The sequence below is a fragment of the Mesorhizobium sp. WSM3864 genome, from assembly GCF_002294955.1.
Taxonomy (GTDB): Bacteria; Pseudomonadota; Alphaproteobacteria; order Rhizobiales; family Rhizobiaceae; genus Mesorhizobium.
This window is the reverse complement of the sequence record NZ_NSGD01000016.1, coordinates 1-17889: the sequence shown is the minus strand read 5'-3', so window position 1 is coordinate 17889 and position 17889 is coordinate 1. Positions and strand designations below refer to the sequence as shown.

At 61.4% G+C, this 17889-nt stretch carries 10 protein-coding genes and 1 pseudogene; 8 read left to right on the top strand and 3 right to left on the bottom strand.

Annotated elements, in window-relative coordinates; translation table 11 throughout:
• Positions 1-181: 181 nt before the first annotated feature.
• Both CK215_RS24470 and CK215_RS24465 read left to right on the top strand, forming a co-directional pair.
• The gene (locus CK215_RS24470; protein ID WP_095832464.1) at positions 182-1441 is read left to right on the top strand and encodes a DNA repair exonuclease; all 1260 of its coding nucleotides are present in this window, start codon (positions 182-184) and stop codon (positions 1439-1441) included.
• Positions 1438-4908 (top strand): AAA family ATPase, encoded by a 3471-nt coding sequence (locus CK215_RS24465; protein WP_095832463.1) that lies wholly within the window; start codon positions 1438-1440, stop codon positions 4906-4908. Before CK215_RS24470 ends, CK215_RS24465 begins: the two co-directional genes overlap by 4 nt.
• 419 nt (positions 4909-5327) lie before the next feature.
• Here the strand turns inward: CK215_RS24465 and CK215_RS24460 are convergent, their stop codons facing one another.
• The 3 genes from CK215_RS24460 to CK215_RS24450 all read right to left on the bottom strand — a co-directional run bounded on the left by CK215_RS24460 (position 5328) and on the right by CK215_RS24450 (position 7232).
• The gene (locus CK215_RS24460) at positions 5328-5891 is read right to left on the bottom strand and encodes a hypothetical protein (RefSeq protein ID WP_095832462.1); all 564 of its coding nucleotides are present in this window, start codon (positions 5889-5891) and stop codon (positions 5328-5330) included.
• A gap of 62 nt (positions 5892-5953) precedes the next feature.
• Positions 5954-6568, bottom strand: a complete 615-nt coding sequence (locus CK215_RS24455) for a BRCT domain-containing protein (protein WP_210201688.1) — start codon at positions 6566-6568, stop codon at positions 5954-5956.
• Position 6569: 1 nt separating this feature from the next.
• Positions 6570-7232, bottom strand: a complete 663-nt coding sequence (locus tag CK215_RS24450; protein WP_245418785.1) for a thermonuclease family protein — start codon at positions 7230-7232, stop codon at positions 6570-6572.
• Positions 7233-8103: 871 nt separating this feature from the next.
• On the opposite strand from CK215_RS24450, the gene CK215_RS24445 reads away from it, so the two are divergent.
• The 6 genes and pseudogenes from CK215_RS24445 to CK215_RS24420 form a co-directional block, all read left to right on the top strand.
• Positions 8104-8877, top strand: a complete 774-nt coding sequence (locus CK215_RS24445; protein WP_095825964.1) for a hypothetical protein — start codon at positions 8104-8106, stop codon at positions 8875-8877.
• Positions 8878-8936: 59 nt separating this feature from the next.
• Positions 8937-10115, top strand: a complete 1179-nt coding sequence (locus tag CK215_RS24440; protein ID WP_095825963.1) for an ATP-binding protein — start codon at positions 8937-8939, stop codon at positions 10113-10115.
• Complete coding sequence (locus CK215_RS24435; RefSeq protein WP_095832461.1) at positions 10112-11167, top strand: hypothetical protein; 1056 nt, start codon at positions 10112-10114, stop codon at positions 11165-11167. Before CK215_RS24440 ends, CK215_RS24435 begins: the two co-directional genes overlap by 4 nt.
• Positions 11127-15425: an ATP-binding protein gene (locus CK215_RS24430; RefSeq protein WP_141245519.1), complete on the top strand. Its 4299-nt coding sequence runs from the start codon at positions 11127-11129 to the stop codon at positions 15423-15425. The genes CK215_RS24435 and CK215_RS24430 overlap by 41 nt, the downstream gene beginning before the upstream one ends.
• A gap of 1516 nt (positions 15426-16941) precedes the next feature.
• Entirely contained in the window at positions 16942-17064 is a 123-nt protein-coding gene (locus CK215_RS32295; protein ID WP_280953086.1) for a hypothetical protein, read from the top strand.
• Between the two features lie 635 nt (positions 17065-17699).
• Positions 17700-17889 (top strand): annotated as a pseudogene (locus tag CK215_RS24420) (cytochrome); the annotation flags it as partial.

Below are 17889 nucleotides of genomic sequence, written 5' to 3'. Positions count from 1 at the left end.
AAAGGGGCGGTCCACCCCTAATTTCGTGACCTCACTCACCAGGACTGTTGCGAAACGCTATCGGACTTTGATACCGAGACCCAAGCTGTCTTAACCGTGCGCCATCACGGCCGGGTAGCTAGATTGACTTAGGGCCAGCATTTTGCCTGAGCTTTTCGTTCAGCCCCGGAGAGTCCTTCGAATGGCATTTCGATTTGTTCATACGGCCGACATCCATCTCGACTCGCCACTGCGCTCCCTTGCGCTGCGCAATCCGGAGCTCGCCGAGCTGGTCGGAGATGCCAGCCGTCAGGCGTTCATCGCCGTTGTGGATTTGTGCCTAGCGGAGCAGGTCGATGCGCTTGTCATCGCCGGCGATCTTTACGACGGCGACCAGACCTCGATGAAAACAGCACGCTTTTTGGCCTCCCAAATGACGCGCCTCCATCAAGCCGGCGTCAGGGTCTACATGATCCGCGGCAATCACGACGCCATGTCGCGGATTACCAAGCAGCTCGTCTTGCCAGACACGGTGACGATCTTTGGCGGCCGCTGCCAATCTGTGGTGCAGCCTGGCTCCGCGATAGACGTTGTGTTCCATGGGCTGAGCTTCGCCAGCCCCAAGGCGCCCGAAAGCCTGCTGCCCAAATATGCTCGCCCCCAGGAGGGAGCTGCCAACATCGGCATCATGCATACGAGCCTGGCTGGTTCCCCGGGTCATGACGTTTATGCACCTTGCAGCGTCGCCGATCTTCACGGCCACGGCTTTGGCTATTGGGCGCTTGGCCATATCCACGTTCGCCAGGTCTATTCCGGCGCGAGCACGCTGGTGATGCCGGGGATCCCTCAGGGTAGGGATATCAACGAGGCAGGCGAGAAATCGGTCACGCTGGTCACCATTCGCGACGATCGCTCTGTCGAGATCGAGGAGAGGCTCACCAGTGTCGCGCAATTCGAGCGTGTGGGTGTCGATCTGACGGGGACAGCCGAATGGAGCGAGGCTGTCATCCGCATCCGGGCAGGGCTGGAACAAGCCCGAAAGCAGGCCAGATCGCGCTACCTTGTTACCCGCCTTGGTTTGGTCGGCACGTCCGCCCTTTCATGGTCGCTGATGCGGGACCGGGACCTGGCTATCGCGGAAGCCGAACAGGCAGCGGAACAGGTGGGCGACACCTGGGTGGAGAAGCTGGAGCTTGATCTTTCGGCTCCCGCTGCCGGAGACTGGGGAACTGTCGCCGATCCTACTTTGGAACTCGCGCAGTCCATGCGCGCCAATGCGAACTCGGAAGCATTTCGATCCGAAGCGCGGGAATTCGTCCTGAAGACGATCGCAGACCTGCCGCCCGATGCGCGCGGCTTCGCAGGCAAGGACGAAGCAGGCCTCGAACAGTTTCTCGACGATGTGCTTGCCGGAAGCGTTGACCTGGTCACGGCCCGGCTCAAGGCAGGTGCGACGCGATGAGATTGCGGCGCCTTGCCCTGACCCGCTACGGCAAGTTCACCGACAAGGCGATCGATTTTGGAGAGAAGCCGGTTTCAGGCCCCGATCTGCATATCGTTTTCGGCCTGAACGAGGCCGGCAAGTCGACGGCACTTTCCGCCTACCTTGATCTGCTCTTCGGCATCGAAGAGCGCAGCCGTTATAATTTCCTGCATGACTATAGCTCGATGCGCATCGGCGGCCTGCTCGAATTCGAGGGGCAGACGCTTGCCGTTTCGCGCACCAAAAGCCGTAGCAACTCGCTGCATGACGCCGAAGGGCGGCCACTGAGCGAAATTGCCATTTCGGCTCACCTTGCGGGCTTGTCTCGCGATGCCTACAGCAGCATGTTCTCGCTGGATGATGAGACGTTGGAAGCAGGCGGCAAGGCGATCCTTGAATCGCGTGGCGATCTAGGAAAGCTACTTTTCACCGCCAGCGCCGGGCTCGGGCATGCCAGCGATGTCCTGGCCGCCCTTGAGATCGAGGCCGACGGGCTTCACCGGAAACAGGCCCAGACGACCGAAATCGCGCTGCTGAAAAAGCGGTTCGCGGAGCTCAAGTCACGCAAGGAGGCGATCGACACGCTGGCCTCGACATTCGAGGCGCTCGAGGCGGAACGGGCGGAGACCCAGGAGAAGTATGACCGCAGCCTGGCCGAGCGCGCGGCGTTGTCGGCCCGGCTCGCCACGATCGAGCGATATGTGCGCGCCGCGCCTGTCCTGGCCGAGATAAAACGCAAGGCAAGCAGGCTGGCTGAGCTGCCGGACATCCCGTCTCCTGCCAGGACCTGGAGTGGCAGCATCGCGGAATTGATCGATCTGGATGCACGCTTGAGGACCCGTCTCCAGGCAAGTGCCGACGAGATCGATCGCGCGAAGGCAAAGATCGAGGCAATCGCTGTCGACGATGCCATGCTCGCGATCTCGGAGCAGGTGCGAGGACTGGCCGACCGCAAGGCGCGCTATCTGTCCGCCGGCATGGACCTGCCGACCCGCAAGATGGAGGCCCAGCTGCTCGATCAGACGGTGGCTAGCTGTCTCGCCGCGCTTGGAAGGTCGGCCGAACAGGATCCGTCCCGGCTCATCCTGCCGGCCGTCGTGGTCGGCACGCTTCGCACCATGGTTGAGCAACGCTCCGGCATTACAACGAGCCTGCGGATGGCCCGAGATGAGGCCGCTGCCGCGCTCGACGGGCTCAATGCAGCCCGAGGCCGCGTTGGCGAGGAGAGGGCGGTGCCCGAGCCCGCAAGAGCCAGGCTAATGGCAGCCGTGTCGGAAGCCAAGGCCAGTGGTCACAAACGCGAAATCGCAGAGGCGTTGGCGTTCGAGGACGAGCGGCAAACAGGGCTGGCCAATGCGATGCGGCGCCTTCGGCCGTGGTCGGGAGATGCGGAGGCACTTTCGAAAATGCCAGTTCCGCCGCCGATGCAGATGGCCGCCTGGAAAACACTGGCCGCGGACCTTCAAAGGGACAAAGCAGTCTTCTCCGAGCGTCTGGCTGAGCATGAACAAAGTCGGATAACTACTTCGTCACGGGTGGCTGCTGTCCGCGCCTCGGCGGACATTACCGACGATGAAACTGCAGCGGCCATTCGGCGTGAGAGGGATAAGGCCTGGCGACATCATCGCGACGACTTGAAGGCCGAAACTGCAGACGCGTTCGCCGCGATACTCGCCAGGGACGATCAGGTCGGTGCGGCACGATTGGCTCATGCCGGCGATCTCGCAGACCTGCGCGCAATCAAGCAAAAGGCGGCCGAAACCGAAGTGGCAGTAGAGCGCGTCAGTGTCCAACTCGGCGAACTGGACGCGCGCGCTGAAATGGCGACCGCTGAAGTCAAGCGAACAGCCGGCAGCTTGCTTGAGGATTGCCAGGCGCAGTCGTTCGACCTCTTAATCGGACTTCTGGAGGAGCGCCTTTCCGCGCGCGCCGACGCGCTTGGCGCCTTTGACGACATCCTGCTCGCACGCGCAAGAAGCGAACGCGCGACAGCCGAAGGAGAGCGGATCCATCTCGGATTGGCCTCGGCTCTTCGAAGCGTTGGAATTCAGCCGGAAGCCGGTGAGGCCCTGGACGCCATGGTTGTCGCCGCCGACCGCTTTCTCGACAGACAGGCGAAGGTCGATGCGGAACGAGCGGAAGCACTGAGGAGCGTCGCCGCGAAGGAAGAGGAGCTGGCCGCCAGGCGGCTCGCTGTTGAAATTGCCGAGCGGCGGGATGTTGCATGGCACGCCGAAGTCAATGAAACGCTGAAGGGGACCTGGCTTGAAGACGGCATCGCCGGAACCGGGCTCGGCAGCGTGCTCGATCAGCTGTCGGATCTATCAAAGGCCCTGCAGGATCGCGAGGCCATGCGTACGCGCATAAGCAAGATGGAGGCGGATAGGACTGGTTTTGCTGAAGAGGTAGCCCGGCTTGGTGCGCAGGCCGGGGATCACTCAAGCGAGGAGGCGCCGGAACAGGTGAGCGCCAGGCTGACCGAGCGTCTGGAGAAAGCCGAGCGCGCGCGTGAGGCGAGGGCGAATCTCCTAGTCGATATTCAGAAGTTGCAAGACGTTCAGGTGGCGTTGCACGCCGAGATGGCGTTATACGAGACGACCAAGCGGCAAGTGCTCGAGGCTTTCGGGGCGAAAACTCTGCCCGAGGTCGCAGAGCGCGACGAACAGCTTCGCGAGCGAGACCGCCTGCTGAGCGCGGTGGCCGAGCTTGAAGAACGACTGACGAGCGAGCTCGCCCTCGAGGACTTCGCCCAGGCGCGCTCATTGCTGGAGAGCGTCGATCTCGACGGATTGGCAATTGAAAAGGCGGAAATCGAGCGGCGCCTTGCTGACCTCGATGAAGCGTTGCAACAGCAACTTGTCCGGCGCACTCGGGCGGCCGACAAGCTCGACGCGATTGGCGGCGACAGCCAGGTCGCTCGGATTGATGCGGAGCGCCGGACAGTTCTTCTCGAAATCGAGGAGAGGGCTGCCCGCTATATCGGGTTGAAACTCGGCGTCATGTCGGCGACGAGCGCGCTCCGGGTCTACCGCGAACGTCACCGCTCTGGAATGATGAGCCAGGCCTCCGATGCCTTCGCGCTGATCACGCGCGGCCAGTACACAGGCTTGACGACCCAGCCAGTAAAGGGTGGCGAGGTCCTGATCGCGACACAGAAAGACGGCCAATCGAAGGTCGCGGACGCTCTGTCGAAAGGCGCGCGTTTTCAGCTCTATCTGGCCCTACGCCTCGCCGGGTACTATGAGTTTGCCAAGCTCAGGCCATCTGTTCCCTTCATCGCCGACGACATCATGGAGACCTTCGACCATCTCCGGTCGGAGGAAGTTTTCCGATTGTTCGGCGAGATGGCCAAGGTGGGTCAGGTCATTTACCTGACGCATCATCAACACCTTTGCGAGATAGCGAAGTGGGTTGTCCCTAACGTGGCTATCCACGAGCTCGGGTAATTCAAACGGGGTCGTTGCCGGCGTGTGCTCGAAACAATTGGCATCGTCAATAACCGCTTCGCGCCTCCTTTGGGTCGTTCAATTGGTCGCTGAAAGCGGACTCGTCCGACACGGGCCGCCATTCGCGCTAGGTCCGCGACGATCTCCCATGACGGCTGTTTCGACGGTCAGTCGCCGCACGCCGGCCGCCATGGGTTGGCTTGACGCTCAGGTCAGAAGGACAGACGAGCGATGATCTTCGCTGGCTTCACTGCTCGGATCGAAGGTGTGACGGCTTCTGGTATTTGGAAGGTCCTCAGGTTCTGAGCTTTGGATGTGGAGCCCGGTATCGCTGCCTCCGCGGAAGCAATGTCTTTTGCACTCACCTGCAGCGACTTGCAGGCTCCCTTCTCGTCCCAAATATTCTTGGCAACCGCGCTTCACACCGCCGCCGTGATGGCAGTGGGTGCGACATCGTTCGGCGCGACTTGGCGCGTCGCGATCAACGCCTTGATTGCCTCACCGAGGATCGCAGCGGAGTCGTCGAAGCCAATCCCGCGAACTTGATCGAACCTCTTCTCCGTGCTCCCGTCAACGATGCAGTGATGCGCAATGAAGTTCCAGTCGTGGATCATGTAGGCTGGGGCGTAGCCCCAAGGCGACAGCCCTTTGAAGACCTGCGCGATCTTCGGGATTGAGCCGCCGTCCGTGTACATGAGGCCTGGCTTGATCGTGCTTCCTGGTGCTGCCGGATCTGCCCGATGGAAGATCAGGGGATCATGAGGGTCGGGCACGAACAGGAAACTCCCGTCACCGGAATTGTTGCCCTCACCGACCCACATCACAAACAAGCTGCCGGATATCTCACCGGTGGTAAGCTTCTGGTAGTCTATGGAGGTGCACCCAGCTGCAGTTGCAACTGCGAGCGCGATCACGCTCGTAATGAAGCGACCTGCAAATCGCCGAGACAGGCGGATCTGATCGCTGAACGCATTGTGCCGCATCGTTCCACCTCGGTCGAATAGAGTGCTGATGGTATGAGACGCTGCCAAACCAACGGACGATGTCAGAGAAAACCGACCCAATGGCTCTCGGCGACAATCGAGATTGGCAACCCCTCGTCGCGCCAGGCGGTCGCTTTGAAAATCTTGTCGCCAAACGATGAGTGCTTCCAAGACTCTGTGGCGTACGCACCGATCACGAGTACGTCGGTCTTTTGCGTCAAACTGCCGGCGCGGCCGCCACGATCCGCTATGGCCTGCTCGCAGTATTTTCGCTGGCCATAATTGAACGTCCCGGTGAAACAGTACGACCGACCTTCAAAGGTCAAATGCGGAGGCGGATTGCAAAGGGGCAGGGTGGTCGGCTTCAACACTTCCCCGAGTTCGAAATCTCGGTTCGAGAAGCTATTCAGCGTGTCGAGAAGTTCGATGTGTTCATCGGCATCGAGCACGCCGTCCGCAAGGATTTCATTGACCCGTCGGTACAAGGTCCGGACAATCGGCTGATCGCTAATCTCGACGTTCGCGGCCAGCCACTTTTGAAGAAACTCGACTTCTGCCTTGTTGATAGTCCCGTCTGCAGCGAGGCCGCGCGCTAACCCGATCAACTCATCGATCTGCCGCGAAGAAATACGATCGCCGCCGACGCGGTTGTAAAACTTGTCATCCGCGTCTCGCACGCTACCCCGTCACCATCCCTATCCAGCTTGCGGCCCCACGCACAGTTGTGCAGGTACCATTGGGCGTCTTCGCAGGAGCTGACTTGCGAGCAGTAACCGCCGGGGCTCGCACGAAAGGCCGCCGCTTTGCGAAACCAGCTTGCGACTGATGATGCCGAACGGCTGGCTCGACGGCGCAGCCCCGTCGCCATGCGATGCGCGCCAGTCCCAAGGCGCGTCGAACTTGCCAACATAGACCAAGCTTCGCCGCCTTGGCGTTGGCCTGCTGCGGCGCGTAGGCGCCGTTGCTGTAGTGCGGCCAATCGAGCGCCTGGCCATGCTCTACCATCCACGCCGCCACGCTGGCGCCGTCGGCGCGCCGGCAGTCGCCGACGAAGCGGTGATAGCGATCCCAAGTCACGAAAGTGCACTGCACCGGCCGCGAGGCGGCCAGGAAACTATCCAGCGCTTCGGCGGATCGCTGACCGCATGGGTACTCGAAGCCCTTGGCGTCGTCGCAATATTGCTTGCTCTCTGGCGCATCGATCCCGTTGAACCGAATGCGCTGGCCGCGGATCTCAATCGTGTCACCGTCAATGACCGACGCCACGCCGGTCATGGGGGCGGGCTTTGGCTCGATCCAGCTCGAAGGGGTCAAGGCGGGGAAGCGGTCACTGTGCATCATGACCGTCTGAGCGGCTAAGGCACCGACTGCAGCAGCGGTGACGAAAATCAACCGTCGCGGGACACTTGCCCGCCGCAGTGCACGAGAGCGTTTTGCTCCAGTGCGCTTGCGCCAGCGATCAGAACGATTGTCGTAACGTGACCTATCCACACCCTATCCCCCCAAGCGGGAGAATGCTCCTAAATGTAGCAGAGGTCTAGTGAGGCCTATTTGCTGAGGATTCCCTCAGGAGATCACGGTTTCACTTGCCTAGCGCAATAAGTGTCAGTGCCGAGCCGAGGCTCGTTCCGAAGCCAATATGCTCTAGCTTAGGAACTGCCGCAGCATTGTGTGGAGTCGAAGGCTATCAGCTATTGTCTTCGACCGGAGCGAGCTGCGATCGTCGAGCTGTTTGATCAGCCACAATGTTTAGTCTGGACAACCCGCCCCCAAAATCGGCCGTACTTCGCGTGTGAAGTGCCCCCGAAAGCGGTCGTACCTTGGGCCACCTTGTGGCGGGTCGGATGCATTAAGCGCCGCCGCGATTGCGAGGAGGAGTCACATCTGATTTCGTTCGAGGGCAACGATTCGACGGGTGACTGATGATTGCCAAGGCATGATGATGGCGAACGCGCGCCAGGTGAATAAGAGGTAGGCTTAGATGCAAGGTTTGACGACGTGTCCGGTGTGCCAGGGGGCGTTCGGCCGATGCCGAGAGCGTGCGACGCCTCGCGATACGTCCGCATTCGATTGCGACGGTTGTGGCGCGTTCGAGATTAGCCGGACGGCCCTGGTGACATGGTTCGAGCCCAATCGTCATCGCCTTACCGCCCTCCAACGTTCGGCGCTCAGCCACGCGTTGCGAACGGCATCGCGTGGGACATCGCCTCTGATGATCACCACCGACTGGATGGAGCGCTTCTTGCCAAGCGCGCGACTGCCAACGCCCGCGACGCAAGTTGCCAATCTCATCGCGCATATCGGCGATGTCATGGCGGAGACCGGGGAAGGATGCTTTCTTGACCATGTCGTCGATACACCGCTCGTCGGGGCTTTCAACCGGACCATGTTCGACGCGCTTCTGAAGGAGGTTCTCGAGCGCGGCCTGGTCACGGCCGTCGGTAAGGCGAGTGTGCCAAATCCTCGCGATGTCGGCGTCCTCCAGGGCACGCTCTTCGGACTTTCGCTGGAAGGGTGGGAACGCTACGAAGCCGAGAAGCGTGGCAAATTTGCTGGCCGCTACGGCTTCATCGCGATGAAGTTCGGCGATGCGGTGCTCGACCCGTTCGTCGAAACTGTGGTGAAGCCCGCGATCCGCGATGCCATCGGCTTCGATCTCGTTGACTTGCGCAATGTCTCGCGAGCGGGTGTCATCGACAACATCCTGCGGGCACAGATTCGCGATGCGGCCTTTGTGCTGGTCGATCTCACCCATGATAATGCCGGCGCGTATTGGGAAGCCGGGTATGCCGAGGGGTTGGGTAAACCGGTGATCTACCTGTGCGAGCAATCGAAGTTCGATGCCGCGAAAACGCATTTCGATACCAATCATTGCACGACCGTGATGTGGTCGGCGGCAGAGCCCGCCCCGTTCGTCGAAGCACTGGTCGCGACGGCACGGCGCTCGCTCAACCTGTTTCCCGACATGGTCCCGGCCGGCCATTGATTATGCTGAGCTTACCCCATATTATCGAAATCAGGTAAACTTTGCTAAGGTTCCTCGAATTGGACGCTCGTCTCAACCCCTATGCGCCAGGCGCCGGTACGCCCCCGCCCGAATTGGCTGGGCGAGACGACATCATTGAGCGCGCTGCAGTCGCGCTCGATCGGATCCGTGCGGGGAGGTCGGCGCGAAGTGTCGTCCTCTATGGGCTGCGCGGGGTCGGCAAGACCGTCTTGCTGAACCGGATTCGGCTCGACGCCGAGACACGCGGGATCGCCAGCGTACGAATCGAGGCGCCAGAAGAACGATCACTACCCGCGCTGCTCGCCCCTGCCCTTAGAGCCGCGCTCTTCCGGCTGCGCCGAATTGATGCCGCCAAGGCGGGCTTGGGGCGGGCGATGAAGGCGCTTGCCGGTTTCGCGGGCGCGCTGAAGATCAAATATGCCGATATCGAGGTTGGCCTCAATATGGACCCTGAGCACGGCCTCGCCGACAGCGGCGATCTCGACACGGATCTGGCCGATCTGATCGCCGCGGTGGCAGAGGCCGCCGCCGAGCGTGGCACGGCGGTCGTCCTGTTCGCCGATGAGCTGCAATATGTGCCTGAAGATCAGCTCGCCGCGCTGATCATGGCGCTGCACAGTGCCAACCAGGCGCAACTTCCGATCACGATGGTGGGCGCTGGCCTTCCGCAACTGCTGGGCTCGATGGGCCGCGCCAAATCCTACGCGGAGCGGTTGTTCGAGTTCATCGCGATCGACAGGCTCGACGCTGATGCCGCGCGCGATGCGCTCCGCCTCCCGGCGCAACGCGCGGGCGTGGAGTTTTCTGACGATGCCGTCGGCATCATTCTCGATAAGAGCAGGGGTTACCCCTATTTCCTTCAGGAATGGGGCAAGCATAGCTGGAACGTGGCGGACGCTTCCCCAATCGATGGCGACGATGCTCGCCGGGCAACGGATGAAGCTCTGGCCGATCTGGACGCGAGTTTTTTTCGGGTGCGGTTCGACCGGCTGACGCCTGCCGAAAAGGGCTATATGCGAGCCATGGCGGAGCTTGGCCCGGGACCGCATCGTTCCGGCGATGTCGCCGCGCAACTGGGCCGCCAGGTGACCACCGTCGCGCCGATACGCAACGCCCTGATCGCGAAGGGCATGCTGTACAGCCCTGCTCATGGCGATACCGCCTTCACGGTGCCGCTGTTCGACAGCTTCATGCGCAGGATCATGCCCTCGCCATGACTTACAGGTCTGCTGCCGACATTCTGGAGGAAGCCGACCGGCACGGCATGCGCCGGGCGTTTGTCGTGACCGCAATGATGCTCGAGATGGAGGCGGTGCAAAGTCATATCGACCATCTGGGCTCCGTCAGTGGCGAGGACGGCGCCGTATACGAATGCGGCGTCTTCTCCGATCTTGGTCAAGATTGGCTGGTGGTGGTCACTGAAACGGGAGAAGGCACCCATGCCGCGCTGAGTGCCGTGAGCTATGCCCACCGAGCATTTGCGCCCTTCGAAGTGATGATTTTGGTTGGTGTAGGCGGCTCACGCAAGGAAGAGGCGCCGATCGGAAGTGTGGTTGCCTCGGAGCACGTCTACATGCCGTATAGCGCGAAATATGGACCGAAAGGTCGTTCCAGCCGCCCCCGCTCATTTCAACCGGACAGCCGTCTGATCGGTATCGCCAAAAAAATCCGTCGGGAAAAGAAGGGCTGGCCGACCCGCATTCGCGATCCACTCGACTGCGTCCTGCCGCCGCGCGATATCTACCCAGTCGATTATCCGCCGATCGGCCTGGTGAAGCCGATCGCGTCGATCGAGGCGGTTCTCGACGATCCAAAAAGCGAACTCGAGGCGCTGATCGCCGAGGATTATGGCGATACCTACGTCGTCGAAATGGAAGGCTATGGGGCGATCTATGCTGCCAGCCGGGAACGAACACCCGGCATAGTCGTCCGCGGCGTCTCGGACATGACGCAGGGAAAGTCACCAGAGGACGACGCGCTTCGGCAACCCATCGCGGCGGCGCACGCGGCGGCTTTCGCGTTCGAGATGTTGAGCCATTGGGGCCAGATTTATCCGCGATCGAGTAGTGGCGGCGACACGGCAGCGGTGCAACTCGGTGCCCCGGAAACACCGGTCACGGCGGTTATCGAGGTCGCGGAGGTCGCGACCCGATACCACGCCCGACGTCGCGGCCACGGAGGCGGAGCCCGTTACAGCGAAACCAGAGCCCTCTGTCAGCGCAGATGTGGTGATCAACCTCAATGCGCAGATGGAAGAGGTGACGCCTGAATGGATCGCAACGCTACAGACGGCGCTGCGAGAAATCTGCGGCACGGATGAAATCCTAGTGGTTCGAGCGGCGGCGGGCTCGGTACGGCTATTCGTCGCCGATCCAACAGGAGCGCTGCGAGCGGTCCGCAGAATCGCCTTGCGGGAAGGACTGCTGACGAAGGCGGATGTCGAACTGATCGGTGTGATGGCTGTGGCCGATGCCGTAGCGCTCGACGCCTCGATCGCGAATCTGGTGGCCGCATCGGTCGACCTTATGGCGTGGCCGCAGACGCTGCCCGATGGCGAATGGATCGAGCGCCCCGAACTGGAGACGCTGGTCGAGCGGATCGAGGGCCAGGTGTCGAGCACTACCGTCGTGCTGGGGCCGCCGGGTGCTGGCAAATCGGCGCTGCTGGCAGCACTGGCGCACCGCTATGTCGAGCGAGGATGGCCGGTCCTTGGTATCAAGGCGGACGCGCTCGACCCCGATATCGCAACTGATACCGATCTGAGAGATCGGCTCGGCCTGGAGAGGTCGGCCGGCACTGTCGTCGAACAGATCGCGACATTCCGGCCCATCCTGGTGATCATCGACCAACTCGATGCCCTTGCGGGCTATCTCGATATTCGGACGGCGCGCCTCAGCCTTCTGCTCAATCTCGTGCGGCGGATCGGCAGGCTCGACAACGTCCACGTCATCCTCTCGGCCCGGCTCTTTGAGTTTAATCATGACACCCGGCTGCGCGCGGTGCAGGCTGAACAAGTAGCGCTGGCGCTGCCACCCTGGAGTACCGTGGTCGAGCTGCTCGATCAGCACGGCGTGCAGGCGGGCGGCTGGCCGCCCGATGCCCAGGAATTGATGCGCATCCCGCAGGCTTTGTCGATCTACCTCCAGCTTCGCAGCAGCCGCGAGTCCGAGCCATTCGACAGCTACCAGGCGATGCTGGAGCGGCTTTGGGAGGAGCGGGTTCTGGCGGGCGAAGACGGCCCTCGTCGTGCCCGGCTGCTCGCCGATATCGCGGACCACATGGCCCAGGAGGAAAGCCTGTGGCTGGCTGCCGCCCGGTTCGATGATCACCGCGCCGACCTGAAGGCGTTTGAAGCCGTCGGAATTTTGACCGCGGTCGATGGCAGTGTTGGTTTCAGTCATCAGACGCTGTTCGATTTCGCGCTCGCGCGCAGCTTCGCCCGTGAGCCCGGACGACTATCGAAATATGTGCTTGAGCGGCAGAATTCGCTGTTTTTGCGGCCGAAGTTGTGGGCCGGGCTTACCTATCTGCGGGGCGTCGATCGCAACGCCTATCTAGTCGAGCTCGAACGAATCTGGACGGCGCCGGATCTGCGCCGGCATCTGCGCTTCCTGCTGATCGACTTCCTCGGCCATGAGGCCGCACCGACGGATCGCGAGGCGCTGCTGATGGAGCAGGCGCTTGCGCTTCCGGCTGAACGCTGGCGCACCTTTCGTGCGCTGAGTGGAAGTCGCGGCTGGTTCGAGCGGTTTGCCTATAGCTTCATCAGTGAGGCGATGACGGCGGACGACCGATCGGCGGACCGGATGATCGAAGTGCTTTCTCGCGCCTGGGCTTTTGCGTCGGCGAAAGTGGCGGCGCTGGTGGCGGACCGATGGTTGCCGGACCCGGCCTATGATGCGCGCGCTTGGGTAGTGGTTCAGAATGCTACCGATTGGACCGATCAGGTCACCGACATAGCCTGCACGGTTATAGCACGAACCGACATCGCGCCGATGATGATCGACCGTGTCGTGGCGACAATCGGGATCGACCATCCCGAGCACGCATTGCGATTGGTGCGAACTCGGCTTGAAAGGCAACTCCGCATCGCGGAGGGCGAGGCGGCCGAGAAAGCCAAGGTCCCCAAGCCCAAATTCGAGAAATATGAGGACCACTTTGTGTGGTTCATCAAGAACGACCCGCGCGATCCGATCAAAAAGCTGATTGAGGAACGGCAGGAGTGGGACAGCCTTCCCGCGCTGGCTGAGCAGTCTCCGGTCGTCTTTATCGAAACGCTTTGGCCCTGGTTCCGCTCGGTGTTCGAGACGCTAGCGCGCTTCGTCGAGCAGCGTGAAGGTTATCTCGGCTATCCATTGCCGAGCGCGGGCAACTTCCAGTTCGATGAAGAACAGGCCGACGGCCTGCCCGAACCGGCGCTGCTTAACGCGCTTCGCGTCGCGGTTGAGCAATGGGCTGCTGCGGACAAAGACGCGTTTCTTGCTTGGGCAAACGTGCAGACGGCGATCGCGCTGGCACCGGTGCAACGCCTCATTGCCCACGCCTTCGCCCATCTCCCTGCGCTCTACGCCAAGGATGCATTGGGCTATCTTCTCGATGATCCGCGCCGCTTCTGCCTTGGCACCGCCGGGGCGTTGAGCGGCACGACAAAGGGACTGGTCGCGGCGTGCGCCCATTATTGGACACCGGACGACGTAGCCCGCTTCGAAGCGGCGATAACTGGTTTCGCGCCGCCGCCCCCGCCGGACCAGACAAAGCCAGAAGATCGTCGTTTTTGGCGCCGCGCGGTTCGGCGCGTCCAGCTCGACTTGCTGCGAGCCCTGCCGAAACACCAGATGAGCGCTGCCGCGCGCCGGCGCGTCACCGAAGAGCAACGTGCCTTTGGGAACCGCGGCATTGGCTCCCGTTTCACCGAAGCGCGGGTGATCGGTTCGCCGATGGATGCCGACGTGATCGCGCGCGCCAGCGATGACGATGTGGTCGGAGCGTTTGAGATGCTGCCAGATGTGACGGGATGGGATCACCCGCGGAGCTTCATGGTTGGGGGCAACATTCAGCTGTCGCGCGAGTTTGCGACGTTCGCCGCGCAGGATCCGGTCCGCGCGCGCCGCATCCTGGATCGTCTTGGACCCGACAACGGCACCCGCGCCGCCGGTTATGCGCTCGATGCGATGGCGGAGAGCGCCAATGCCGATGCTGTGATCCCCCTTCTGCGCGATGTGACCAAGCGCGGCTTTGACGGGGAAGAGTTTCGGGGCTCCGCGGCGCGTGCCATCGAGAAGCTGGTGCGGCGCAAGGAGCCGGTGCCCGATGACATTTTGGAGTTGCTTGAGGGCTGGCTCGTGATGCCGGCGCCAAGGGACGCCGGAGATGACGCTGATGCGTCGGACGACGAGGAGATTTTCGATAGCGCGGTCGAAGACGTAACCGAGAAAGCCGAATCCGATGGCGACAGTCTTCAGGAGAGCCTGGTCTGGGGGCATGGCGTTTTGTCCATCATCCCGGGCGGCGCCTATCCGGTCGTCGAAGCGCTCACGCGGGCTCGATTGGCCCGGAAGGAGGGCGACCGCTTGATCGACACGCTCGAACGCTTCCTCGCCTGCGACAAAGCCCCTGAGAATTGGGAACATCTGCTGCTGTTCCTGGCCCATGTCGAAACCGCCGATCCGGCGCGCCGAACGGCGTTTCTGGAGCGGTTGTTCATCGAGGTCCCCGGCCTTGTGGGGACCAAGATGGCGGCGCATTATCTGGCAAACGCGCATTGGCATGAGGCTGCATTCGTCGACGCACAGCTTGATCGCTGGCAGGCCTCGGGCAGTCGTCGAACTCGGATGGCCTATGGCGAGATTGTGGCTATCGCCGCCGTCGTGCAGCCCGCACTCGATTGGGCGCGTGCGCGTCTTGAAAAACTACTCGACGACGAAACGATGGGCGACGCGCGGGTTGGAGCCGTGCATTCGGCGGCCAATCTGTGGGCCGATCCGAACCATCGGTCACACGCGAACCCGATCCTCGTTCGCGGGCTGGAGCGCGGACCCGCTGCGGTCTGGCCGGCGGTATTCGATGTGTTTCGGCTGGTCGACGAGCTTTCACCCGATGCCGAGACGGCTGCTCTGCTTACGACGATCGCCGATCGCCTCACCAGGGAGGCCCGGGTCGACGCCGCCTTTATCGTGGAGCGGCTCGCTTCGCTGCTGCCGCACCAGGCCCTTTTGGTTGCGCGGCTGTCCGAGCGCCTGATCGAGCATTGGCGCGATGATCTGGGCAATATTCAGACAAGCACGGCCTTTGCCGCTGCGGACCTCGTCAATCTAGCTGTCACTCTGCACCGATTGGGACCGGAAACACGCGACGTTGGCACGTCCCTATTCGAGCTTCTGATCGAAATCGAATCCTATGCGGCGATGGAAACGCTCGAAGAGATCGATAGCCGATTTAGAGCGCGGCCGGCACCGTCCCGGCGTCGATTGCCGAGACGGCAGGCGCAAGGGCGGCGGACCATGCGGCGCGCGACACGGCCAGCTTGAGGCGTGACCCTGGAAGGTTTACGCGACGGTCGCGCTCCCGATTCTCAGTCTAATATACAACGCCTACCAGAAGGACCTTAACCCCCGGCGCGCTCGCGCAACGGCACAGGGAGACCGGGTCCGACTTCTGGAATGTCCGCGAATCCTACCTTAGTCTGATCGCCGACGCGTTGAATAACGCGGTGCCTGTCGAGGAGCTCCGGACGAAGCGCGACGAGCTACAGACCAGCCTTCATGTATCTATCGCGGCGCGCCGTTCACAGATGGCAGGGCCCACACGAACGCTCAGGCGTCGTTGAAGGACAATGAGGAGCTTATGTTTCCGACAAGGAGATCGACGCCATGCTCCCCACCACGCTGCGGCGGTCAAAGCTTAACCCCGCAATGGGGCATCAAATCGATCATCGACGCTATGGGCGACGGTAACTGGTGTTCCTCCCCTGAAAGCTGCAGGGCCGGTTCCGGCCCCCGTTCCTGCCATTGCTAGACTAGTGATCACCGGAACCGACGGAATGGGCAGGCCTATTGACGTCAAACACACAACGCCCTTTCAATGTTCACTCTTTGTGCTTCGCAAGTCGCATAATTGGCATTATGTTATGATGTCCGGAATTATTTGGCATTTCATGGGCTTTACCAGTCCGGAATTATGGGCCGCGGGTGTTCCACCTATACCATTGAAAACAAGAGAGTCATCAGGTCATGCATAGGCACTCCCGATCTAAACACCGGGTTTACCAATGGCCCCCATCACAGTAATTCGGGATTGGCGTTAAGTCGTTGGATCAGCGTAGGATCTGAGCGCCTTTATTGGTCAACCCGCTTGCGGTAGGCAACGGATTGGTCAACCCAAAAACACAGGATTGGTAAACCGAAGCAGCAGCCCTATCGACCAAGATTCAGCTCTGTACTTCCCCGCAATCCCTTGAGACAGATGGCGTCAGAATGCCAGCGTGAGTAACTTGCGCCCTACAGTGACGTCCTGACTTAATTTCGGACTGCGACAGATAATTCTGGGCGCCATAGCGGAACTCCCGTCTACAGATCGCTTTCCCGCAGAGGGACACCCTGCGAACGTTGTGCTCTGGAAGCTCAGGGCGTGATCGCGCCTGTTCATCGGATAATTGCTTCGGTCGTTGGCCCGGTCGAAAGGGCTGAGTGTGGAGAAAGCTCTCCATCATGCAAGGCGCAAGGTGCTGGCGTACTTCCTTGTTCGCTGCCGTGAGCCGATGAACACCGGCACGGCTAAGAGCGTGGCGCTTTGCGCGCATGCAGCCGCACATTGAGGAGGCGAGCCCGGACATGACGCCGAAACAGCTTCTGAAGGCGGGCGAAGAAAGAACATCCTTCCGCGGCATTTTCGATCATTTCACGCGGATCAGGAGATCGGCAAAGTCCAGAAATCTGCAAGCCTTCGCCTCAGCGAAGAAAACGCAAGGATCTGAGTAACTCCTGGCGCCGAGCAACGGCTTAATGACGTCTTCAGTAGGTGTGGCGCTCGCCGGTGGACGAACGCGTGAAACTCGTCGACCGATTGCACCGCGGCACACCCACCAGGTTGAAATTAAACGACGGCGATGATTTGAGCGCCAACATCAGCAATCGCTGGTGCCCTGATGTGCCGGTCAGGCTTCAATGACGGGGAAGTGGGAGGATGGCGCGTTTGCGGGGTGTGTCGCCGGTCTGGGGTGGGGCGATCGTATACTATCTGACACTGTTCTGTCGCTTTTGTTGGGTCCGTGCCACCGGTCTTTTTCGCCGAGCTCTTGTCTGGCCTCACGCTAATCCGCTCAAAAGCAATCACAATGTTTTTTCTTCTGCCGGGTCGGCCAAGTTGGCACGAATTTTGAAACTCCCTCGTTGGGAGCCGAGGCCGCCGACCGACCTTCATTTCGTGGATGACACCGCGATCGATGGAACGAAGAAAGAAAAGCAAATGTCAATCCGCATCAAGATATCATTCTATGGCAAGGCGGCCTCGGCGAGACCGCCCCGTACTGAAACAGGCGCCGCCCTTGTCGACCCTTGCGCCGGAAAATCTTGATGGCCGGCTGCGACTCAAAGGCCGGCCCACCACACTCGCTCAATCCTGCCTTCAAAGGCGCAGGATAAGTTCTGCATCTCGCCCCGCGCGGTATGGCTGGACAGTTATACGTTGGCCAATCTTGATAATCGAGCCGGCTACGCCGCGGAGGACGTCTACATGCCGTCTTACGTCATTCGCTCCCCGCAGCGCCTTCCGCCCTTCCATCGCTTAGAGAGTGAAGTGCCACCATGTCCGAACACCCCTTGCCGACACTGCCGATGTGGCGCGTCGATCACATCGAGCCCTCGCCCGAGATGCTGGCGCTACGCGCCAACGGTCCGATCCACCGCGTGCGCTTCCCGTCCGGGCACGAAGGCTGGTGGGTGACAGGCTACGACGAGGCCAAGGCGGCGCTGTCCGACGCGGCGTTCCGGCCCG